Annotated in this window: 19 protein-coding genes; 3 read left to right on the top strand and 16 right to left on the bottom strand. The window is 62.5% G+C overall.

Annotated features, from left to right (window positions below):
* The first annotated feature begins 217 nt into the window (after nt 1–217).
* The 3 genes from gltB (at nt 218) to hemE (ending at nt 7,431) form a co-directional block, all read left to right on the top strand.
* Complete coding sequence (gltB, locus tag AACY25_RS06975) at nt 218–4,666, top strand: glutamate synthase large subunit (RefSeq protein WP_339523358.1); 4,449 nt, start codon at nt 218–220, stop codon at nt 4,664–4,666.
* 34 nt (nt 4,667–4,700) lie between these two features.
* Complete coding sequence (locus tag AACY25_RS06970) at nt 4,701–6,119, top strand: FAD-dependent oxidoreductase (protein WP_339408868.1); 1,419 nt, start codon at nt 4,701–4,703, stop codon at nt 6,117–6,119.
* Nucleotides 6,120–6,360: 241 nt separating this feature from the next.
* Complete coding sequence (gene hemE / locus AACY25_RS06965; protein WP_339523357.1) at nt 6,361–7,431, top strand: uroporphyrinogen decarboxylase; 1,071 nt, start codon at nt 6,361–6,363, stop codon at nt 7,429–7,431.
* A 26-nt stretch (nt 7,432–7,457) separates the two neighbouring features.
* Here hemE and AACY25_RS06960 read toward each other — a convergent pair whose 3' ends face one another.
* The 16 genes from AACY25_RS06960 to AACY25_RS06885 form a co-directional block, all read right to left on the bottom strand.
* Nucleotides 7,458–7,697 (bottom strand): hypothetical protein, encoded by a 240-nt coding sequence (locus AACY25_RS06960; RefSeq protein ID WP_339523355.1) that lies wholly within the window; start codon nt 7,695–7,697, stop codon nt 7,458–7,460.
* 144 nt (nt 7,698–7,841) lie between these two features.
* Nucleotides 7,842–8,285, bottom strand: coding sequence for an excinuclease (locus AACY25_RS06955; RefSeq protein ID WP_339523354.1), 444 nt, complete (start codon nt 8,283–8,285; stop codon nt 7,842–7,844).
* 232 nt (nt 8,286–8,517) lie between these two features.
* Nucleotides 8,518–9,753, bottom strand: a complete 1,236-nt coding sequence (locus AACY25_RS06950) for a beta-ketoacyl-ACP synthase (RefSeq protein WP_339523352.1) — start codon at nt 9,751–9,753, stop codon at nt 8,518–8,520.
* On the bottom strand, nt 9,753–10,481 hold the full coding sequence (gene fabG, locus AACY25_RS06945; protein WP_339523862.1) for a 3-oxoacyl-ACP reductase FabG: 729 nt from the start codon (nt 10,479–10,481) through the stop codon (nt 9,753–9,755). Before fabG ends, AACY25_RS06950 begins: the two co-directional genes overlap by 1 nt.
* A 14-nt stretch (nt 10,482–10,495) precedes the next feature.
* Nucleotides 10,496–10,960, bottom strand: coding sequence for a hotdog family protein (locus AACY25_RS06940; protein WP_339523351.1), 465 nt, complete (start codon nt 10,958–10,960; stop codon nt 10,496–10,498).
* Nucleotides 10,957–12,180, bottom strand: coding sequence for a beta-ketoacyl-[acyl-carrier-protein] synthase family protein (locus AACY25_RS06935; protein WP_339523350.1), 1,224 nt, complete (start codon nt 12,178–12,180; stop codon nt 10,957–10,959). The genes AACY25_RS06940 and AACY25_RS06935 overlap by 4 nt, the downstream gene beginning before the upstream one ends.
* Nucleotides 12,180–12,680 (bottom strand): hypothetical protein, encoded by a 501-nt coding sequence (locus tag AACY25_RS06930; protein WP_339523349.1) that lies wholly within the window; start codon nt 12,678–12,680, stop codon nt 12,180–12,182. The genes AACY25_RS06935 and AACY25_RS06930 overlap by 1 nt, the downstream gene beginning before the upstream one ends.
* The gene (locus tag AACY25_RS06925) at nt 12,677–13,414 is read right to left on the bottom strand and encodes a class I SAM-dependent methyltransferase (RefSeq protein ID WP_339523348.1); all 738 of its coding nucleotides are present in this window, start codon (nt 13,412–13,414) and stop codon (nt 12,677–12,679) included. The genes AACY25_RS06930 and AACY25_RS06925 overlap by 4 nt, the downstream gene beginning before the upstream one ends.
* A gap of 219 nt (nt 13,415–13,633) precedes the next feature.
* A complete protein-coding gene (locus tag AACY25_RS06920; RefSeq protein ID WP_339523346.1) occupies nt 13,634–14,878 on the bottom strand; it encodes an NAD(P)/FAD-dependent oxidoreductase in 1,245 nt (414 codons plus the stop codon).
* Nucleotides 14,865–16,016 (bottom strand): sodium:proton antiporter, encoded by a 1,152-nt coding sequence (locus AACY25_RS06915; protein WP_339523344.1) that lies wholly within the window; start codon nt 16,014–16,016, stop codon nt 14,865–14,867. The genes AACY25_RS06920 and AACY25_RS06915 overlap by 14 nt, the downstream gene beginning before the upstream one ends.
* A complete protein-coding gene (locus AACY25_RS06910; protein WP_339523342.1) occupies nt 16,013–18,379 on the bottom strand; it encodes an MMPL family transporter in 2,367 nt (788 codons plus the stop codon). Before AACY25_RS06910 ends, AACY25_RS06915 begins: the two co-directional genes overlap by 4 nt.
* The gene (locus AACY25_RS06905; protein WP_339523340.1) at nt 18,369–18,962 is read right to left on the bottom strand and encodes an outer membrane lipoprotein carrier protein LolA; all 594 of its coding nucleotides are present in this window, start codon (nt 18,960–18,962) and stop codon (nt 18,369–18,371) included. Before AACY25_RS06905 ends, AACY25_RS06910 begins: the two co-directional genes overlap by 11 nt.
* On the bottom strand, nt 18,959–19,384 hold the full coding sequence (locus tag AACY25_RS06900; protein ID WP_339523338.1) for an acyl-CoA thioesterase: 426 nt from the start codon (nt 19,382–19,384) through the stop codon (nt 18,959–18,961). Before AACY25_RS06900 ends, AACY25_RS06905 begins: the two co-directional genes overlap by 4 nt.
* A complete protein-coding gene (locus AACY25_RS06895) occupies nt 19,377–20,909 on the bottom strand; it encodes an HAL/PAL/TAL family ammonia-lyase (protein WP_339523336.1) in 1,533 nt (510 codons plus the stop codon). Before AACY25_RS06895 ends, AACY25_RS06900 begins: the two co-directional genes overlap by 8 nt.
* Nucleotides 20,899–21,828 carry an LpxL/LpxP family acyltransferase gene (locus tag AACY25_RS06890; RefSeq protein ID WP_339523335.1) on the bottom strand — a complete coding sequence of 310 codons (930 nt, stop codon included), beginning with the start codon at nt 21,826–21,828 and terminating at the stop codon, nt 20,899–20,901. Before AACY25_RS06890 ends, AACY25_RS06895 begins: the two co-directional genes overlap by 11 nt.
* Complete coding sequence (locus AACY25_RS06885; RefSeq protein WP_339523334.1) at nt 21,825–22,607, bottom strand: glycosyltransferase family 2 protein; 783 nt, start codon at nt 22,605–22,607, stop codon at nt 21,825–21,827. The genes AACY25_RS06890 and AACY25_RS06885 overlap by 4 nt, the downstream gene beginning before the upstream one ends.
* Nucleotides 22,608–22,645: the final 38 nt, after the last annotated feature.

Here is a 22,645-nt window from a genome sequence, read left to right as displayed (position 1 = left end):
TGACCGGTCGGTCGCTACCACGACCTCCCGGTCTTATCCTTCGTTTTCGCGACATTATTTTTCAAGGCTTCGTCACTAAGGTTTGTGACGGCCTAGGTGGGTATGTACAATGACTGCCCTTTCGCCTGCGCAAAGCTGGGGCTTAGTCCTGCGCGCATGGAAAGTGGTTGAATTAGAAAGTAATTGCCTTGTGATAGGCCGTCTGGTGAGAGTCCCTATGAAAGCAGGTTTGTACCGTCCTGATGAGTTCAAGGATAACTGCGGCTTCGGCCTTATCGCCCATATGCAGGGTGAGGCTAGCCATCACCTGCTGCAGACCGCGATTGAAGCCCTGACATGCATGACCCACCGTGGCGGTATCAACGCCGACGGTAAAACCGGTGACGGTTGTGGTCTGCTGATCCAGAAGCCTGATGCTTTCCTGCGGGCCATGGCCCAGCAGCACTTCGCTGTCGAGCTGCCGAAGCAGTACGCCGTGGGCATGGTGTTCTTCAACCAGGACCCGGTGAAAGCCGAAGCTGCCCGCGAAAACATGAATCGCGAGATTCTCGCAGCCGGTCTGAGCCTGGTCGGCTGGCGCAAAGTGCCAATCGACACCAGCGTGCTCGGCCGCCTGGCGCTTGAGCGTCTGCCGCAGATTGAGCAGGTGTTTATCGGCGGCGAAGGACTGTCTGATCAGGAATTTGCGATCAAGCTTTTCAGCGCCCGTCGTCGTTCCTCGGTGGCCAATGCCGCTGACAGCGATCACTACATCTGCAGCTTTTCGCACAAGACCATCATCTACAAAGGCCTGATGATGCCGGCCGACCTGCAGCAGTTCTACCCGGACCTGGGTGACGAGCGCCTGCAGACCGCCATTTGTGTATTCCACCAGCGCTTCTCCACCAACACCCTGCCGAAGTGGCCGCTGGCACAGCCGTTCCGCTTCCTCGCGCACAACGGTGAAATCAACACCATCACCGGTAACCGCAACTGGGCGCAGGCTCGTCGCCTGAAGTTCGCCAACGACCAGATCTTTGATCTCGAAGAGCTCGGCCCACTGGTCAACCGCGTGGGTTCCGACTCCTCGAGCATGGACAATATGCTCGAGCTGATGGTCACCGGTGGCATCGACCTGTTCCGTGGCGTGCGCATGATCATTCCGCCTGCGTGGCAGAACGTCGAAACCATGGACGCCGACCTGCGCGCGTTCTATGAATACAACTCCATGCACATGGAGCCCTGGGATGGTCCGGCCGGTGTGGTACTTACCGATGGCCGTCATGCCGTGTGCCTGCTCGACCGTAACGGTCTGCGTCCGGCGCGCTGGGTCACCACCAAGAACGGTTACATCACCCTGGCGTCGGAAATCGGCGTGTGGAACTACGCACCCGAGGACGTATTGGCCAAGGGCCGCGTCGGCCCGGGGCAGATTCTGGCGGTGGACACCGAAACCGGGCAGATCCTCGGCAGCGACGATATCGACAATCGTCTGAAGTCGCGCCATCCCTACAAACAGTGGATGCGCAAGAGTGCCCAGCGCATTCAGGCAACTCTGGAAGACCGCGACCACGGTTCGGCGTTCTACGACGTCGACCAGCTCAAGCAGTACATGAAGATGTACCAGGTCACCTTCGAGGAGCGTGATCAGGTACTGCGTCCGCTGGGTGAACAAGGCCAGGAAGCGGTCGGCTCCATGGGTGACGATACGCCGATGGCGGTGCTCAGTCAGCGCGTGCGTTCGCCGTACGATTACTTCCGTCAGCAGTTCGCCCAGGTCACCAACCCGCCGATCGACCCGCTGCGTGAAGCCATCGTCATGTCGCTGGAGATCTGCCTCGGTGCCGAGCGCAATATCTTCGAAGAGTCGCCAGAGCACGCCGCTCGCGTGATTCTCAGCAGCCCGGTGATTTCCCCGGCCAAGTGGCGCGCCTTGATGAACCTGGATCGTCCAGGCTTCGAGCGTCAGCTGATCGACATGAACTACGACGAGTCGATTGGCCTGGAAGCCGCTGTGCGCAACATGGCTGATCAGGCTGAAGAAGCCGTGCGCGCCGGTAAGGTGCTGCTGGTTCTGTCTGACCGCCACATTGCGCCAGGCAAACTGCCGGCTCACGCCTCGCTGGTTACCGGTGCGATTCACCACCGCCTGACCGAAAAAGGCCTGCGTTGCGACTGCAACATCCTGGTCGAGACTGCGACTGCCCGCGATCCGCATCACTATGCCGTGCTGCTCGGCTTCGGTGCGTCGGCGGTTTATCCGTTCCTGGCTTACGAAGTACTGGGTGACCTGATCCGTACCGGCGAAGTGCTCGGCGATCTGTATGAAGTGTTCAAGCACTACCGCAAAGGCATCTCCAAAGGCCTGTTGAAGATCCTGTCGAAGATGGGTATCTCCACCGTGGCGTCCTACCGGGGTGCGCAGCTGTTTGAAGCGGTCGGCCTGGCCGATGACGTTACCGAGCTGTGCTTCCGTGGTGTGGCCAGCCGCATCAAGGGCGCGCGCTTCGTCGATATCGAAAACGAGCAGAAGCTGCTGGCGGCCGAAGCCTGGAACGCGCGCAAGACCATCCAGCAAGGCGGTCTGCTCAAGTTCGTCTACGGCGGCGAGTACCACGCCTACAACCCGGATGTGGTCAACACCCTGCAGGCTGCTGTGCAGCAGGGCAGCTACGAGAAATTCAAGGAATACACCACGTTGGTCGACACCCGTCCGGTGTCGATGCTACGCGACCTGCTGCAACTGAAGCTGGCCGATCAGCCAATAGCACTGGATCAGGTCGAGCCGCTGGGCGAGATTCTCAAGCGCTTCGACTCCGCCGGGATTTCCCTCGGCGCGTTGTCGCCGGAAGCCCACGAAGCCATTGCCGAGGCAATGAACCGCCTGGGCGCGCGCTCCAACTCCGGTGAGGGCGGCGAAGACCCAGCCCGTTACGGCACCGTGCGCAGCTCGAAGATCAAGCAGGTGGCCACCGGCCGCTTTGGCGTGACCCCGGAATACCTGGTCAACGCCGAAGTGCTGCAGATCAAGGTTGCTCAGGGTGCCAAGCCCGGTGAGGGCGGCCAGCTGCCGGGCGGCAAGGTCAACGGTCTGATCGCCAAGCTGCGTTATGCAGTGCCGGGCGTGACCCTGATTTCGCCACCGCCGCACCATGACATCTACTCTATCGAAGACCTGGCGCAGCTGATCTATGACCTCAAGCAGGTCAACCCGGCCGCGCTGGTCTCGGTCAAGCTGGTGGCGGAAGCTGGTGTCGGTACCATCGCCGCCGGCGTGGCCAAGGCTTATGCCGATCTGATCACCATCTCCGGTTACGACGGTGGTACCGGCGCATCGCCGCTGACCTCGATCAAGTACGCCGGTGCGCCGTGGGAACTCGGCCTGGCCGAAACCCACCAGACCCTGCGCGGTAACGATCTGCGCGGCAAGGTACGGGTACAGACTGACGGCGGCCTGAAAACCGGCCTGGACGTGATCAAGGCGGCCATTCTCGGTGCCGAAAGCTTTGGCTTCGGTACTGCGCCAATGATCGCTCTGGGCTGCAAATACCTGCGCATCTGTCACCTGAACAACTGCGCCACCGGCGTGGCCACGCAGAACGACAAGCTGCGTAAGGATCACTTCATCGGCACCGTCGAGATGGTGATGAACTTCTTCACCTATGTTGCCGAAGAAACCCGCGAGTGGCTGGCCAAGCTGGGCGTACGTAGCCTGGAAGAGCTGATCGGGCGTACCGATCTGCTGGAAATGCTGCCGGGCGAAACCGCCAAGCAGGGTCATCTGGACCTGACGCCGCTGCTCGGCAGCGACCACATTCCGGCCGACAAGCCGCAGTTCTGCCTGGTTGATCGCAACCCACCGTTCGACGAAGGCCTGCTGGCCGAGAAGATGGTCGAGCTGGCTAAGCCTGCGATCGATGCTGCCAGCGGTGCCGAGTTTGAGCTGGAAATCTGCAACTGCGACCGTTCCATTGGTGCCCGTGTCTCCGGCGAAATCGCCCGCAAACACGGCAACCAGGGCATGGCCAAGGCGCCGATCACCTTCCGTTTCAAGGGTACTGCAGGCCAGAGCTTCGGCGTGTGGAACGCCGGTGGTCTGAACCTGTACCTGGAAGGCGACGCCAACGACTATGTCGGCAAGGGCATGACCGGCGGCAAGCTGGTAATCACCCCGCCGAAAGGCAGCCCGTTCAAGACCCAGGACAGCGCCATCATCGGCAACACCTGTCTGTACGGCGCCACTGGCGGCAAACTGTTCGCCGCTGGTACTGCGGGCGAGCGTTTTGCCGTGCGTAACTCCGGTGCGCACACCGTAGTGGAAGGTACTGGCGACCATTGCTGCGAATACATGACTGGCGGCTTTGTCTGCGTACTGGGCAAGACCGGCTACAACTTCGGTTCCGGTATGACCGGCGGTTTCGCCTACGTACTTGATCTGGATAACAGCTTCTACGATCGCGTTAACCACGAGCTGGTGGAAATTCAGCGGATCAATAATGAGTCGATGGAGGCCTACCGTAGCCACCTGGAGCGCGTGCTTGCTGAGTACGTCCAGGAAACATCGAGTGAGTGGGGCATCAACCTGCTGGAAAACCTCGACGACTACCTGCGCAAGTTCTGGCTGGTCAAACCGAAGGCGGCAAGCCTGAAGTCGTTGCTCTCCAGCACCCGTGCCAACCCGCAATAAGAATGCGCCTGAAGTGGTTTGATGAGGTATTGCAATGACTGAACGTCTGAATAACGACTTCCAGTTCATCGAAGTCGGGCGCAAAGACCCGAAGAAGAAACTGTTGCGTCAGCGTAAGAAAGAGTTCGTCGAGATATACGACAACTTCAAGCCTGCGCAAGCGGCCGACCAGGCGCATCGTTGCCTGGGCTGCGGTAACCCCTATTGCGAATGGAAGTGCCCGGTGCACAACTTCATTCCCAACTGGCTCAAGCTGGTGTCCGAGGGCAACATCCTCGCCGCCGCCGAACTGTCGCACCAGACCAACACCCTGCCGGAAGTCTGCGGCCGCGTGTGTCCGCAGGACCGTCTGTGCGAGGGTGCCTGCACCCTGAACGACGGCTTCGGCGCGGTGACCATCGGCTCGGTGGAGAAGTACATCACCGACACGGCGTTTGCCATGGGCTGGCGTCCGGATATGTCGCGCGTGGTGCCAACCGGCAAGCGCGTTGCGGTCATCGGTGCCGGTCCTGCTGGCCTGGGCTGTGCCGACGTACTGGTGCGCAACGGCGTGACCCCGGTGGTGTTCGACAAGAACCCGGAAATCGGTGGTCTGCTGACCTTCGGTATCCCCGAGTTCAAGCTGGAGAAGAGCGTGCTGAGCAATCGCCGCGAAGTCTTCACCGGCATGGGCGTTGAGTTCCGCCTGAACACCGAGATCGGCACAGACATCACCATGCAGCAGCTGCTGGATGAGTACGATGCCGTGTTTATGGGCATGGGCACCTACACCTATATGAAGGGTGGCTTCCCCGGTGAAGACCTGCCGGGCGTCACCGATGCGCTGGATTTCCTGATCGCCAACGTCAACCGCAACCTCGGTTTCGAGAAGAACGCGGAAGACTTTATCGACATGAAGGGCAAGCGCATCGTCGTCCTCGGCGGCGGCGACACCGCGATGGACTGCAACCGTACTTCGATTCGCCAGGGCGCCAAGTCGGTCACCTGCGCCTATCGCCGCGACGAAGAAAACATGCCGGGCTCGCGCAAGGAAGTGAAGAACGCCAAGGAAGAAGGGGTGAAATTCCTCTTCAACCGTCAGCCCATCGCCATTGTTGGTGAAGACAAGGTCGAAGGCGTGAAAGTGGTCGAGACCCGGCTCGGCGAGCCGGATGCCCGTGGTCGTCGCAGTCCTGAGCCGATTCCCGGCTCCGAGGAAATCATCCCGGCGGAAGCCGTGCTGATCGCCTTCGGCTTCCGTCCAAGCCCGGCTGCCTGGTTCAGCGATTTCACGATCGAAACCGACAGCCAAGGCCGCGTCGTAGCGCCTGAGCAGAGCCAGTTCAAACACCAGACCAGCAACCCGAAGATCTTCGCCGGTGGTGATATGGTCCGCGGTTCCGATCTGGTGGTGACGGCGATCTTCGAAGGGCGTAATGCCGCCGAAGGTATCCTGGACTACTTGGGCGTCTAAGCTGCTGCGTAATTGGCTCGGCTCCTTGGGCCGAGGCAAATCGTCGCAATAGACAAAAGGCACGGCACTCGCCGTGCCTTTTGTTTTGCGCTCTGCGAAAATACCCGCACTTTTTCTGCGTCACGGTGCGCGGCGCACCTGTGACCCAGGAGCCCGCCTGGAGGAGGGGGACGCCACTGGCCGACTCCCGCACAATCCTTCGTCGTGAAGCTTCCTTGCCGAATTTCCAGGAATCCTGCCGATGTCCGTCCTGAAGAACGACCGCTTCCTTCGTGCTCTGCTCAAGCAACCTGTTGACGTCACCCCGGTGTGGATGATGCGCCAGGCCGGTCGTTATCTGCCGGAGTACCGCGCCACCCGCGCCAAGGCCGGTGATTTCGTCAAGCTGATGAAGAACCCGGAGCTGGCCTGCGAAGTCACCATCCAGCCGCTGGACCGCTACCCGCAGCTGGACGCGGCGATTCTGTTCTCTGACATCCTGACCATCCCCGATGCCATGGGCCAGGGCCTGTATTTCGAAACCGGCGAAGGTCCGCGCTTCAAGAAAGTCATCAGCTCCATGGCTGATATCGAGGCCCTGCCGATCCCCGATCCGGAGCAGGATCTGGGCTACGTGATGGACGCGGTGCGTACCATCCGCCACGAGCTGAATGGCCGTGTACCCCTGATCGGCTTCACCGGCAGCCCCTGGACTCTGGCCACTTATATGGTCGAAGGCGGCTCGTCGAAGGACTTCCGCAAGTCCAAGGCCATGCTCTACGACAACCCCCAGGCGATGCACGCGCTGCTCGACAAGCTGGCGCAGTCGGTCACCGCTTACCTTAACGGGCAGATCAAGGCCGGCGCCCAGGCAGTGCAGATCTTCGATTCCTGGGGCGGTTCGCTGTCGGCGGCGGCTTATCAGGAGTTCTCTCTGGCCTATATGCAGAAGATCATCGACGGCCTGATCCGCGAACATGATGGTCGCCGTGTACCGGTGATTCTGTTTACCAAGGGTGGCGGTCTGTGGCTGGAGTCGATGGCCGACAGCGGTGCCGAAGCCCTGGGCCTGGACTGGACCTGTGACATCGGCAGCGCCCGCGCCCGCGTTGGCAACAAGGTGGCGCTGCAGGGCAATATGGACCCGAGCGTGCTGTACGCCAACCCGGCGGCGATTCGAGCCGAAGTGGGGCGCATCCTCGCTGCCTACGGTCATGGCAGCGGTCAGGTCTTCAACCTCGGCCACGGCATCACCCCAGAAGTCGACCCGGCGCATGCCGGTGCGTTCTTCGAAGCGGTGCATGAGTTGTCGGCGCAGTATCACCGCGCCTGAAATTGAAGCTCAGCGTGAGCGTCTGCTTAGGCGTTGTTCACGCTGATGTTGGTGATGCCAAGCGTTTCGGCCTGGGACATGATCTCGGCTGGCGTCGCATCGGGCGCTGGCATGATCAGGCTGTTCTCGGCATCGGCGAAATGCAGTTCGATCAGCTGTAACGCCGCCTCGTGAACTGGCAGCGCATTCTCATGTGAGTCAGTGCGATGGCTACGTGGGTCGTTGTTGAAACGGTAAGCGATTTCGAACGAGTGAGCTGATGGCATAGGTTGTCCTCGGGATCTGTGGCAATGCGGTCAGATCTGCATTGCTTTGATTGACTCCGGGGTCAGCTTATAGGTTCCGTGCTGATTTCTATGCGGTTAGTTACAGCCTGCCGCGGTGTCCATGGCAGGCTGTAACGGAGGCTATTACTTGAGGTTGGCCAGGTCACCTTTGATTGCGACACCCGCCATGATCGCGCCGGCGTGGCATTCGTACTTCTGGCTGTCCTTGTACTCGACATTCTTGTAGTTGCTGGCCAGGTTGACCACGGCATTGGCGCCGGCAGCTTTAGCGGCGTTTTGGAAACGGATCAGCGCGGACTGCAGTGCCCAGCTGCAGGCGGCTTCATCACTTTTGTTAAAAGCGTTGGTTTTCTGGCTGGTGGTCACGCCGGATTTCACCACGCTGACCGCGCCGGCCGGCTTGTTGCCCGCCAGGTAGAACTTTACGCTGCCGTCGAGGCGGCCGGCATTCAGAGCTTCCTGCACCACTGCGTCGAACGGCAGAAAGTGGGTGGTATCACGGGCCTGGCTAATGGCCGGGAACAGGCTGATGCAGGCTGCTGCGAGAATCCAGGTTTTGGCGTTCATGAGTTGCTCCTTGTTATGAGGCTTTTCTGGGAACTGCTTGTGGGTTGCGCAAAGGTGTTACTGCCGCAGCAAGTGTAATCCAGCTGCTTTAGAGAGCTCGTTCAATGTATTGCGAGCTAGGGCCATGCAAGGCAAAAACAGGCGAGGAAGCGGAGTGTACTTTTGTACATGAGCATTCCGAGCCGGTTTTTAACGTAGCAGGGCCGACGCGCAGCAGACATTGAACAGTCTCTCAGCTCCAGCGTTTGAAGATCAGCGAGGTATTCACTCCGCCAAAGGCGAAGTTGTTGTTCATCACGTACTGGTGACTCATCTGGCGGAATTCACCGCGCAGGTAGTCCAGCTCGCCGCAGGCCGGGTCGATACTTTCCAGATTCAGGGTCGGCACATAGCTGTCCGCGTTCATCATTTCGATGCTGAACCACGACTCCAGTGCGCCGCAAGCCCCCAACGTGTGGCCGAAGTAGCTCTTCTGCGAGCTGATCGGCATCTGGCTGCCGAACAGTTCCTGGGTGGCCAGGGTCTCGGCGACATCGCCCTGGTCGGTGGCGGTGCCGTGGCCGTTGACGTAACCGATGGCGGAGGGTTCTAAGCCGGCATCCTGCAGCGCCAACTCCATCGCCCCGCGCATGGTCGCCTGCACCGGCTTGGTGGCGTGCTGGCCATCAGAATTGCAGCCAAAACCGACGATTTCGGCGTAGATGGTCGCGCCACGGGCCAAGGCGTGTTCCAGCTCTTCGAGGACCAGAATGCCGGCACCTTCGCCGATCACCAGGCCGTCGCGACCGCTGTCATAAGGGCGCGGCGAGGTGTGCGGGGCATCGTTTTTCAGGCTGGTGGCGTACAGCGCATCGAAGACCATGGCCTCGGTGGGGCACAGCTCCTCGGCACCGCCTGCGAGCATCATCGGCAGGCGGCCGAACTTGATTGCTTCATAGGCGTAGCCGATGCCCTGGCTGCCGCTGGTGCAGGCGCTGGAGGTAGGGATCAGGCGGCCTTTGAGGCCGAAGAAGATGCTGATATTGGCCGCCGTGGTGTGCGGCATCATGCGGATATAGGAGTTGGCATTCAGGCCGTCGGCCACCGAGTTGAGCAGCATATTGCCGAATGCCTTGATCTCGTCGGTGCTGCCCGTGGAGGAGCCGCAGGCCACGCCCATACGGCCGTCCTGAATGCACGGGTCGCCGAGCAGGCCGGCATGTTCCAGCGCACGTTCGGCAGCGTAGACCACCAGCTTGGAGACGCGGCCCATGCTGCGGGTCTGCTTGCGGTTCCAGTGTTTGGGTTGCACAAAGTCATCCACCGGGCCGCCGAGGCGGGTATTCAGCTCGCTGAACCTGTCCCACTCGTGCATATAGCGGATGCCACTCTTGCCGGCCTTGAAATTCGCTTCAATCGTCGGCCAATCGCTACCCAGCGAGGTCACCCCGGCCATGCCGGTGACTACAACCCGTTTGCAACCGCTCATCAGCACAATCCACCGTTTACGGCGAGGACCTGGCGGGTAATGTAGGCCGCTTCCTCGGACATCAGAAAATTCACTGCACCGGCCACTTCTTCCGGGGTGCCCATGCGCTGCGCCGGAACCATCTTGAGGATTTCCTCGATGGGAACATCGGCATCGAGGATTTCGGTGCCGATCAACCCTGGTGCCACACAGTTGACGGTGATTTTGCGCTTACCCAGTTCGATCGCCAAGGCCTTGGCTGCACCAATAATGCCGGCCTTGGAGGCGCTGTAGTTGACCTGGCCGCGGTTGCCGATCAGCCCGGACACCGAGGTGATGCAGACGATGCGCCCGGCCTTGCGCCGCCGCACCATGGGCATGGTCAGCGGATGCAGCACGTTATAGAAACCGTCGAGGTTGGTGCGCATAACGATGTCCCAGTCCTCCTCACTCAGCGCCGGGAAGGCGCCGTCGCGGGTCAGGCCGGCATTACACACCACGCCGTAATAGGCGCCGTGCTGCTCGATATCGGCCTCCAGCGCGGTGCGGCAGGCGGCGCGGTCGGAGACATCGAATTGCAGGATGCGCGCCTGCTGACCCATCTCGATGATCTGCGCCTGCACCGCCTCGGCTTCCTCGCGGCGGGCGCGGCAGTGCAGCACGATGTCATAGCCGTCCTTGGCCAGACGCAGGGCAATCGCCCGGCCGATACCACGGCTGGAGCCGGTGACCAGAATGGTTTCGCTTATGGCTGCTTGTTCGCTCATGACTGAGAGCCCTCGAATTCTTCCTGAAGATAGCTGGCCACCTGGGGCGGACGGAATACGTTAAGGCGGGCCAGGGCCTCGATGCCAGGGCCGCGCAACTGGCATTCGAATACGCCCATGCCGTTGTCATCCTGCAGCGAGCGGCTCGCATGGATATGCAGCTCGGCCCCCGCCGGGAAGCGTTCGACATTGCATTCGTACTTGCGCGTACCGAGCAGAAAGCCGAGTTCCACTGGTTCGCCGCGCAGGCGCGCCTGGCAACCGGCGTAGGCGGCGACGCTTTGCGCCATCAATTCGATGCCAACCCAGGCCGGCAGGCTGCCGTCTTCCTGGTTAAATAACCCGCCGTCGCGCACGCGCAGCTGGGTTTCGATGTCCTCGTCGCCAAAGCGCAGCACCTGATCAATCAGGATCATATCGGCGGCGTGGGGGATCAGTTCGGCGATTGGCCATTGGCTCATGCGGGTTCTCCTGCTTCACCCAGCTCTTCACCCAAGAGCAGGCTGATATTGTTGCCGCCAAAGGCGAAGGAATTGCTCATCAGCCGGCGTGGGCGACTGTTGCTCAGCTGCGCACCAGGCTGTACCAGATTCAGCGTCGGCAAGGCCGGATCAGCCTGGCCATCCCACAGGTGCGGCGGTAGCAGCTGCTGCGGGTTGTAGTCGCTCAAGGTCAGCCAGCAGAAGGCGGCTTCCAGGGCACCGGCTGCGCCTAGGGTGTGGCCGACCATGGGCTTGCTGGAGGAACAGGGCACACCATGGGGGAAGACGGCCTGCACCGCCTGGCTTTCCATGGCGTCGTTGTGGGTGGTGGCGGTGCCATGCAGGTTCAGGTAATCGACCTGATCAGCGCAGATCCCGGCTGCAGCCAGGGCTTTGTGCATTGCCGCTTGGGCGCCGAGGCCGTCGGGTTGCGGTGCGGAAATATGGTGGGCGTCGGAACCGGCGCCACCGCCAAGTAGGGTGATTGGTACGCCACTGCGGGGGCCAGGCTCTCTGGTCAGAAGAAAGAGCGCCGCGCCTTCGCCGATATTGATGCCATGGCGGTTCACGGAAAACGGGTTGCAGCGTTCGGCCGAGACCGCTTCCAGGGCGGAAAAACCATTCAGGGTCAGGCGACACAGGCTGTCCACACCGCCGCAGATCACCGCATCACACACGCCCAGGTTCAGCAGGCGCTGCGCGCTAAGCAGCGCCCGCGCGCCCGAGGTACAGGCGGTGGAAATGCTGAAGTACGGCCCGCTCAGACCCAGCCAGTCACTGAGAAAGGTCGCTGGCGCGGCCAGCTCCTGCTGGGCGTAGTGGTAATGCGCCGGTAACTCGCCCTCGTTGAGATAGGTGGCGATGCTCTGGCTGGCTTCTTCGATGCCCGAGGTACTGGTGCCGAGCACCACGGCGATCCGCTCGGCGCCGAAACGGCTGATGGCGGCGCGCAGCTCAGGTTCGATTTCCAGCGCGGCCGCCAGCAGCAACTGGTTATTGCGGCTCGGCGGATGGCCCGGCAAATCGGGTAACTCCGGCAGGCTGCCGGGTACAGCGCCGACGGTCAGTACGCGCTCGGCCACCCAGCCGCTTTGCGCCTGCATGCCGCTGCTATCGCCGGCAAACAGCGCTGTCGCCACCGCCTGCTTGCCTTGGCCGAGGGCGCAGTTAAGGCCCAGTGCGTTGAGGTAGACCGGCATCAGGGAATCTCTTCGTCGGCGAGGGCATAGACCCGGTAACTCAGTACCTGGCCTTGGCTCAGGGTGAAATCCAGCGGCGCGTGATAGTCGATCAGCCAGTGCGGATTAAGCCGGCGCTGACCGTCGGCCAGTTGCTGCCAGGTGTCCGGCGCATAGCTGGCGGGCAGCTTGTCGATCGGGGTGAGGGCGAACAGCAGGGCGGCGAACAGCTCCTGCGCCTCGCGGTTGGGCGGCAGCAGGCCATCGGCGCGCCATTGGCCATTCTCTAGCAGCTGCCGCGCCAGGGGCACGCCGAGTGGATCGAACAGCGACCAGCGCAGAGCAGTTTGCTCGGCCTGGACCACCAGCCACCAGGTTTGCTGATCCTCGCCTTGCTGGCGTTCGACGCGCAGCGCGGCGGGCAGTGGCGCGCCAAAGATTGGTGTAGTCAGCGGCAGCGGGGTATGCGCGGCGCAGGCGCTCAGCAGCAAACAGAGGCCGAGCAAGACGAGGCGCTTCATGCCGAAGTCCTCTCCAACGGCTTGCGCGCCACCACATTGACCAGGGTTTCATTACGTTGGCCGACCGGCTTGGGCTTCGTCAGGCCCCAACGCTCCAGCAGACCGAAGTCCTTGGAGCGGCTCCACCATAGATAGGGGTAGGAGACATTATTGGCGTCGAACGCGAAGCCCTGGTCGCGCAACATGTCCAGATAGCCTTCGGCGCTTTTCTGCACATGCATCGGGTGGCGGAACAGCCAGCGGATCACCCAGGTGTCGATGTAGTACTGAGTTGATTCGGCAAACAGCAAACGGCCGCCCGGCTTGAGCACGCGCCAGAACTCGGCCAGGGCCTGCTCCTGCTCGACCAGGTGATGGAAGGTCTGATGGCAAAACAGCAGGTCGACGCTGGCATCTGGCAGGTCGATGGCCGCGCAGTCGCTGGCGATCAATTGCACATCCAGGCCCAGGCGCTCGGCCTCGGCGCGCGAGCAGTCGAGGCTGTGCGGGTCGGCATCCAGGCCGATTATCCGCGCAGGCGCAAACGCCTCGGCGAGCAGGCCGAAGGACTTGCCCTGACCACAGCCAGCATCCAGTAGCACTGGCGCTTCTGGCAGCGGGCCGGCGAACAGGCCACGCAGGTCATTGATCGCCACGCGCAGCACATGGTGCTGCCAGACGTGGCTCTGCAAGAACCAGAAGCCGAAGCGGGTTTCCTCGACGTAGGTGGGTGAAGCAGGGGTGGCTTCGTGCATCGACTGTCCTTAGTTGAACCTCTTTACGAGCTTGCGAGCTAGAGCCATACAAGGCGCTACGTTAGTAACAGCCTTCGGCTGGTCAAGCAGGCGAGGAAGCGATGAGCATAACTCGCTTCGCTCGCCCTTCGGGCCGTCCTGCGGACGTTCAGTGACGAGTCACTGTCCGAGCCTGTTTTAACGCAGTAGGGCTGACGCGCAGCTGATCGTAATAGGTTCTCAGTTAATGGCGCAGAGTTCGGCGAGCACCCGCAGGCGGCGGCGCGGTTCGGCGACATAGGGGTTCTTTTCATCCCAGGCGTAGCCCGCGAGGATCGAGCTGATCATGCGGCGGATTTCCGGCTGGGCTTTCTCGAAATAGATTACGTCCTGGAAGCTGCCGTCGTACCAACCCTCGACATACACGCGGAAGGTGTCGACGCCGCGCTTAAGCGGCTTGGCAAAGTCCTGCTCCCAGTCCACCGTCTCGCCGCTGAGTTGGCGGTGCAATAGGCCGGCGGCCATGCTCGCCGAACGCATGGCGATGGTCACGCCCGAGCTGAACACCGGGTCGAGGAATTCCGCCGCATTGCCGAGTAGCGCAAAGCCCGGGCCGTGCAGGGTTTTCACGTTGGCCGAGTAGCCACCGATGGTGCGCGCCGGGGTGTCCCACACGGCATTCTTCAGCACCTTATGCAGGCTGGGGGTCTCTTCGATAAATTGCTTAAGGCAGGCGTCGAGATCTTCCGGGCGACCCTGATAGCGGGTCGCATCGGCGACCACGCCCACCGAACAGCGGCCGTTGCTGAACGGGATGGTCCAGAACCACACATCGCGCAGTTCGGGGTGGGTGCTGATCAGGATTTTTTCGCGGTCAAAGCCGCTGCCTTCGCTGCGGTCTTCGACGTGGGTAAACACCGCCTGGCGCACCGGGAAGCTCGACGGTGTGTCGAGATCGAGCAGGCGCGGCAGCACGCGGCCGTAGCCACTGCCGTCGAGGACGAAGGCGCATTCGACCTGATACTCATGGCCGTCGGCCAAGCGCCGTACGCTCAGGCGCGGGCATTCGCCGTTGAAATCGACGGCGAAGATTTCCTCTTCATAGCGGATTTCCACGCCCTGCAGTTCGGCCTGGTCGGCCAGCAGTTTGTCGAAGTCGGCGCGCAGCACCTGATAGGTCGAACCCTGGCCTTTGGTGAAGGTGTCGCGGAAATCGAACTCGGTGTAGCGCTCGCCCCAGCCAAAGGCCGCGCCATGCTTGGTCTGAAAACCCGCCGCACGCACCGCGTCGAGCATGCCGGCTTCTTCGACGAAGTCCAGGCAGTGCGACAGCAGGCTTTCGCCAATCGAGAAGCGTGGAAAGCGCTGGCGCTCCAACACCAGCACGTCATGCCCGTTGCGCTTGAGCAGCGCGCCGGCAATCGCCCCGGACGGGCCGGCACCTATCACTACGACTTGGCGTTGTTCGACTTCAAGAGACTTCATAGCGGCGTCTTGCCTCAAGTTTGGCGGCGTGTGGGTAAGCACCGGCCAAGGCCGGTAACAGGGTCGAGATCAGGCCCATCAGCATCAGGGCGAAATACAGGGCCGGGCTGATTATCTGCTGTTGCAGCAGCAGATTGAGAAAGATGATTTCAGTCAGGCCGCGGGTATTCAACAGCAGGCTTTCGCGCCACTGTCCCGCATAGGCGCGCAGCTTTCCGGCGGCCCAGCTCAGGCCCAGCCAGTTACCGGCCAGTTTGCTGATGATCGGCAGCAACAACAGCGCGCTGAACTGCCAGGCAGAGTACCCCAGCCAGGCGTCGTGCCAGTCGATCTGCAGCAGGCCGAAAGCCAGAATCAGTGGCACCGCTAGCCAGGTTTGCAGCCACCGCAGCACACTTACCGGTAGTGGCAGGCGCAAAGGCAGACGCAAGGCGGTGAGCAGCAACAGGTAGGCGATGCCGAACACCAGGGCATTCAAGTGCAGCTGCTGCATCAGCAGCAGCAGGGCGAGAAAGCAGCTGCCATTGAGGAGCGCCGAGCGCAGCGGCAGCAGCTTCAACGGTAGCGGCAGGCCGGCGGCCAGCAGGGGCCAGAGCAGGGTGGCCGGGTCGCTGCTGCCCTGGGCAAGGCCGAAGATCAGCCAGCACAGCAAATCCATGATGATTGCTGCCTGCAACAGCTGGCGGATCTTGGCCACCGGGTAGCCGAGATGCTGCAGGTAGAGAAACAGCACCGGAATGGCGGTCAGGGCAAACAACAGGCCCACAGCAATAGTGGCCAGGCCGCTTTGCTCTGGCAGCAGCCAGAAGGCGCAGGCCAGGCCGCAGAAGAACGGCACAAAGAAACTCGGCAAGGCGATCTGCAGGCTGCCCGGCTCCAGTTGCAGATCAACCACATCACTGAGGATATGCCCGAGCAATAGACAGAAGGCCACGCCATACAGAGGCTCCAGCCACACCGGGGCGAGCAGCTCGCTGGCGCCGAAGCCCAGCGGCGTAGTCCACAGCATCAGCAGCGGCAGGCCCAGGGTGGCCAGCAGCAACTGGCTGACAATCGGGATCAGGCGCAGGCGTGTGCCCAGCCAGGTAGCCAGGGCAAATAACGCGAGCAACACCAGCCAGGCCAGGGCGATGGTCATAGCGTCTGCGCCTGGGTAGCTGTGGCTTGCCGGGTGCCAGCCCAGGGCGCGAGCAGGAAGCAGAACAGCAGGCCAAGGCTGATCGCCAGGCCGAAGTTGGCAATCGCCGGGGTGTCGCTGATCAGCAGCAGGCCGAACGACAGCCAGCTGGTCAGCGCCGACAGCAGGGTGCCGAGCAGGCTGACCGCCGGCCCACCGATGTTTTCGCGCATGAGGATGGCGTAATCGACGCCGATGGCGGTGATCAACAGCAGGCCGAACAGGCTGAACAGCGTTAGTGGCTGGCCCAGCCAACCCAGGCAGGCCAGCGCCGCCAGCGCCGCCAACAGCGGCAGGCAGACCACCCGCAGCGCGCCGCCAAGGCCGAAGGGCAGGCACAGCAGTAACAGGATCGCCACGCTGGAGATGAGTTTTAATTCTGCGGCGCTAAGTTGGGTGGCGCTAAACAACGCGTTGAGTTCGCTAATCCGATCAACCAGTTGCACCCCCGGCAGGCCCTCAACCAGTGGTTTGAGTTCGCTGCTGTTGCTAAGCCCTTGCAGGCTGACCAGCCCGGCGACGCCATTTGCCCCGTCCTTGTTATTGGCACCCAGCCATAGCGGTCGCCAGGCCTCGCCCAAGGGGCTGGCCAGGGCTTGTTCAAGGCTCGCTTGGTTGTTCTGTTGCAGTTCCAGCAGCTCGTTATGTAGCGCGGCCGGCGGGATGCCCAGGTCGAGCAGCGGCTGCCAGTGCTGCGGCAGTTCGCTCAGTGCTGCGCGCAGCTTTTGCAATTGGCTGTCAGGTGCGACCAGTTGGCTCAGGGCGCGGTAGTCACGTAACTGACCGTTCTGCACTGCCTGATCCAGACGCTGGCTTAGTGCCGCCTGACGCTCCAGCAACTGCTGCGGGTTAGCGGCGCGGACTAGAAAGAACTGGCTGGTGGGCTGCTGTCCGGTCAGCTCGGCGATGCGTTGGGCTTCGGCCAGCAATTCAGGCTCCTGGCCCAGCCATTGGCGCAGATCATTCTGCGTATGCAGCTGCCACAGCCCGCTTGCACAAAACAGCAGTAGCAACGCCAGCAGCGGCGCGCTGCCGATCTTGGCCAGCAGGCGTGTCCGACCGGCTAGCAGGCGTTGGCTAAAGCTCAGCAGCTGCGGTGATGGGCTTAACCGCACGCCACGCAGCCAGGCCGGCAGCAGGCATACCGAGCACAGATAAGCGGCAATCAGCCCGGCGGCGGAGAAAAGCGCGACCTGGGTTAGCGCCGGAAATGGTGTAAAGGCCAGCGCCAGATAGCCGATCAGGTTGGTGCCCAGGCTCAGGCTCAGTCCCGGCAGGGTAGCGCGCAATGCGCCCCAGCTAGTCCAGCCGTCTGCGCTCTCGGCGTTGTTCCAGCTTTTGCTCCAGCTCTTACTTAAATAGTGTTGCGGATAGTCGGCGGCGACCCCGACCAGACTGGCGCCCAGCACCAGGGTCAGAGCGTTGATCTGGCCAAACACCAGCACGCAGGCGGTGCAGCCGGCCAACAGCGCCATACCAATTGGCAACAGGCTGACCAGCACCCGCACGCGGCGGAAGGCCAGCAACAACAACAGCAGGGTGCCGAGGGTGGCGCCGCCGCCAATCAGGCTGATCTCGCGAGTGGCCTTGGCCTGCCCGGCGGCGGCATACAACACGCCACCGGCCGCCAGAAGTTGGCCGCCGGCGGTTTCGATCTGCGCGCGGGTAGCGGCGACCTGTGCGGCAATCAGTGGCGGCTCCTGCATATCGAAGGCGCTGCCCTGGGCGCTGGCGCGCAGCAGGGCCCAAGTCATGCCCGGTTCTTCCAGCAGCAGCGCGCCGCTGCTCAGGTCGGCCTGGATACGGCTGCCGGGGTTCAGTGCCTGCTGTGCGCGTGCACCCAGGCCCAGCCAATCCCGCTCGATGGGCAGCAGGCTGAACCCGGCGAAGGTGTCGAACAGCTGGGCCGCGCGTTGTTCAATCAGCTGTTGCGGCTGTTCCACTAACAGCTGGCGATCTGCCGCCGGCAACAGGGCCAGACGGTTACTGCGCAGGTAGTCGCGCAGCGCCGCGAGGTCGCTGTCGACGCTCCACTGCACCTGGGCGAAGCGCCCGCTGCCGCGCCACTGCTCGCCCACCTGTTGCACCAGGGCAATCGCCTGGTCGCGTTGCGGATGGCCGATCAACAGCAACAGGTCGCGGTTGAGCGGTTCCTGCATACGCTGTTCGGCCTGTTGCACCAGCGCATCGCCGCTGCCGGCTGGCAACAGCGCGAGCATATCCGCCGCTACCGGCGGGCCATTGCGCCACTGCCAGGCGGCAAGCGCCAGCAGCGCCGCGAGCAGCAGCACAAAGCCACGCGGCAGCCAGCGCTCACTGGGCAAAATCGCGCCGCTCCTGCTCAGTCAAGGCCTCGCCGACCTGGCTTTCCGGCAAGCGCAATACGCTGTGGTCGCCCTGGGTTTCGTGCAGCTCGATGCGTTGCACCAGGGCACCGCCGTCGATCTGGATGCGGCTGAAAATCTGCTTGAGCAACACCGAGTTCGGCACCAGGCGCAGTTGCCAGGCGTCAGCTGTGCCGCTCAGTTGCAGCTCGAAATCCCGCGCCAGACCGCTGTGATCGCCCTTGAGCACGGCGAGAAACAGCCGGCTCTGCTGGGCAGCGACATCCTGGCCGGGCTGCTGTTGCCAGCCTTTGGGCGTGCGTTTGGCGATGCCCTGATCGTCGATGCGGTAATCCTGCTTGAGCGGGCTTTTTAGTTGCCAGAGCAGGCCGAGGTCGCGGCTCAATACAAACTGGCCGCGACTGGTCAGCGGCTGCGGCAGGGCGCGCAGGTGCTTTTCCTGAATCAGCGGGCCGCGTACCACGGCAGGCTTGGCTAGCTGGGCGCTGAGCTGGTCGAGGTCGAAGGCCAGCGCACTCTGGCTCAGTAGCCAGAGGCCGAGGCCTACCAGCAGGCGTCTCACGCCAGCACCTTTTCGACGGCTTCGATCAGCACCTTGGGCGAAGCGAACTGCATCTCGCGGGTGGCGATTTCCACCGCGACCTGCACACTGCTGCCACGGGTCATGCGCTCGCCGGTTGCGGCATCGCTGATCAGGTAATTGATCTTCAGGCGGTTCTCCCACTCCACCAAGTCGGCACGGATAGTGAGCTTCTGGCCGAACTGCGCGCCGCGGATATAGCGCAATTGCAGGTCGATCACCGGCCAGGCGTAGCCGGCGTCGCGCATCTGCACGTAGTTGTGGCCGAGCTTGTCGAGCAGGGCGCAGCGCGCTTCTTCGAAGTATTTGACGTAATGGCCGTGCCAAACCACTTCCATCATGTCGACGTCGAAGAACGGCACCTGCAGTTCGATTTCCGCCTGCAATACGCCCTTGCTACGCATAGAGCCTCCAGTGCTGGTCGCGGATGCGCACCAGGCACAGACGCAGCTCGGCTTCCAGGGCGCGGTCTTCGATCACCGGGTGGAAGTCCACGGCCAGTTGTTCGCGCATGGCGGCAACGGGTGCCGGGATGTCGATCTTGCCGTCGCGCTGGCGCAGCCACACGCCCTGATTGGCGGCCAGCAGGGTGGCGGCGGCGACCTGCTCGGTCAGCTCCAGGCTGCGCAGGGCGTCGCGGGCGGCGATGGTGCCCATGCTTACCTTGTCCTGGTTGTGGCACTCGGTGGAGCGCGAGAACACGCTGGCCGGCATGGTGTTTTTCAGGGCTTCGGCGGTCCAGGCGCTGGTGCCGATCTGCACGGCCTTGAAGCCGTGGTTGATCATTGCGCTGACGCTCGGCGCGCCGGACAGGTTGCTCGGCAGGCCATGGTTGTAACGGGTGTCCACCAGCAGGGCGAGCTGGCGGTCGAGCAGATCGGCGACGTTGCCCACCAGGTTTTTCAGGCTGTCCATGGCGAAAGCGATATGCCCGCCGTAGAAGTGCCCGCCGTGCAGCACGCGTTCGGCTTCGGCGTCGATCAGCGGGTTGTCGTTGGCGCTGTTCAGCTCGATCTCGATAAATTGGCGGAGCAGACCCAGGCTATCGGCTAGCACGCCGAGCACATGGGGGGCGCAGCGCAGCGAGTAGCGGTCCTGCAGGCGGTGCAGGGGCGCGGTCGGCGCGTCGATGGCCAGATCCTGGCGCAGCCAGGCGGCGACCTGCATCTGACCCGGGTGCGGCTTGGCGGCGAACAGGCGCTCGTCGAAGTGTTCCGGGTTGCCTTCCAGCGCCACCACGTTAAGCGCGGTGATGCGCGTGGCCAGCTTGAGCAGGTAATCGGCACGTGAGAACGCCTGGCAGGCCAGGGCGGTCATCACTGCGGTGCCGTTCATCAGCGCCAGGGCTTCTTTCGGGCGCAGGGTCAGCGGCGTCCAGCCGAGTTCCTTATGCACATCTGCGGCGCTGCGGCGCTCGCCCTTGAACATCACTTCGCGTTCGCCGCTGAGGGTGGCGGCGACATAGGACAGCGGCGTCAGATCACCACTGGCGCCCACCGAGCCTTCTTCCGGAATCAGCGGCAGCACATCAAATTCGAGAAACGCCTGTAGGCGCTCGAGCAGCTCCACGCGCACCCCGGAGACGCCCTGACACAGCGACTGCAAACGTGCGGCGAGCACAGCACGGGTGCTGGCTTCATCAAGGAGCTTGCCCAGGCCACAGCCGTGGAAGGTGTAGAGGTGACGCGGCAGCGCCTCGACCTGGTGCAGCGGCACCGCCACCACGCAGGAGTCGCCGTAGCCGGTGGTAACGCCATAAATCACGCCTTCCTTGTCCAGCAGGCTGTCGAGAAAGCGCGCGCCCTTGGCGATTTTTTCGCGGTAGGCGGCATCGCTTTGCAGCTGCGCCGGGGCGCTGCGGCTGGCTAGGGCGACAACCTGTTCGATGCAGAGGGGCTGTTCGCCAAACACGATTGGATCAGTTGTCATCTTCATTCCAGAACGGGTAGAAATTGAACCATTGCAGGGGGGCATCCAGGCAGCGTTGCGCGAGCTGGTCGGCGTAGCGCTGGGTCCAGTGGCGGATCACCTCGTCCCGTTCGCTGCGCTTCCAATGCAGGCGCTCGGCGAAGGGTTCGATGATCACCTGGTAGCGGTTATCGATTTTCAGGCAGTGAATCAGATTGACCGGACATTGCAGCAGTCCGGCCAGCAACCATGGGCCTTGCGGGAAGGCTGCAGGTTTGCCGAGAAAATCCACGCTGACCTTGCGGCTGCCCTTGAGCGGCACGCGGTCGCCGGCAATTGCCAGCCATTCGCCGCGTTCCAGGCGCTCGGACAATTGCAGCATGATCGCCGCGTCCAGTTCACTGACTTGAATCAGACGCAGGTGGGTGGCACCGGCCTCGCCGAGCAGGCGGTTGAACTGTTCAGCATGTTTGGTGTGCACCAGCACGTTCATTGTCACTCGCTCGCCGAGTTCGGCCAGGGCGCGGCAGACTTCTAGATTGCCCAGGTGTGCGGCTACCAGCATCTGCCCACGGCCTTGTCGGTGCAACTGGGCGCAGGCGTTGCTTGGGTCTATCAGGGTCACCTGTTCCAGGCCGAGCTTGCCGTTCCATACATCGAGCTTGTCGAGCAGGGCGTCGGCGAAGCTCATAAAGTGGCGCAGCACTGACAGGCGGCTGGGTTGCAGCTCGGCACGGCCGCTCCAGTTGGCCAGGTTGCGCTGGTACTGGCGGATGCTGCGCCGCGCCTTGGCGCCGAACAGGTAGAAATAAAGCACGATCAGGTACAGCAGCGGGCTGATCAGTCGGCGGCCAAGCAGGCGTGCCAGCCAGGCGGTGAATTTCATCAGGACAAAACTGCCGCGCTCGCGCTGTCCGGCCCAGTGCTGCTGATGACTCATGCGCGCCACCTGTGCCAGAGAATCAGCGGCGCGCGCAGCAACATGCCGAAGAACAGCTTGGCGTGCATCTTCGAGATCAGCGCGTTGTCGAGCCACAGGCGAAAGTGCGAGAGACCGTCGAGCGGGTAGTGCACCTTGGTTGGTAGCCAGTGCATCGGCTGATTGCGCCAGGCCAGGCGCACCAGAATCTCGGTGTCGAAATCCATACGTTTGCCGATGGTTACCGTGTCGATCAAGGCCAGGGTGGCCGGCAGCGGATAGACGCGAAAGCCGCACATGGAATCGCGGATGCTCAGCGACAGGGTGTTAATCCAAACCCACACGTGGGTCAGGTAGCGCGCGTAGAGGCGGCCTTTCGGCACGCTTTCATCGTACTGCGGATAGCCACAGATCAGCGCCTGGGGTGCTGCTTGCGAGGCTTGGATAAAGCGCGGCAGGTCGCTGAGGTCATGCTGACCGTCGGCGTCCACCTGCAGCGCATGGCTAAAGCCCAGGCGCGCTGCTTCACGCAGGCCGGCCATGACTGCACCGCCCTTGCCCTGATTGACTGCCAGGCGCACCAGATAGCAGTCGGGTTGCTCGACAAGCTGATCCATCACCGCCGCACAGGCCGGACTCGACGCATCGTCTACCAGCACGCAGGGCAGACCGGCGTTATTTAGAGCGGCAACCACCACGGGCAGCGCGTGCTCGTGGTTATACACAGGGATCACCGCGCAGGGTTTATGGAAAGCTACCTCGGCTTTGGCTTCCTGCGTCGCTCTACCTCCTGCATCCATGCAGTCGTGCGTTGCCATCGCTGCGTTAAGAGCAGGTT

It is taken from the genome of Pseudomonas sp. EA_35y_Pfl2_R111, from assembly GCF_963970955.1.
GTDB lineage: Bacteria > Pseudomonadota > Gammaproteobacteria > Pseudomonadales > Pseudomonadaceae > Aquipseudomonas.
The sequence above is the reverse complement of the archived record's forward strand: the minus strand, read 5'-3'. Positions and strand labels throughout refer to the sequence as shown.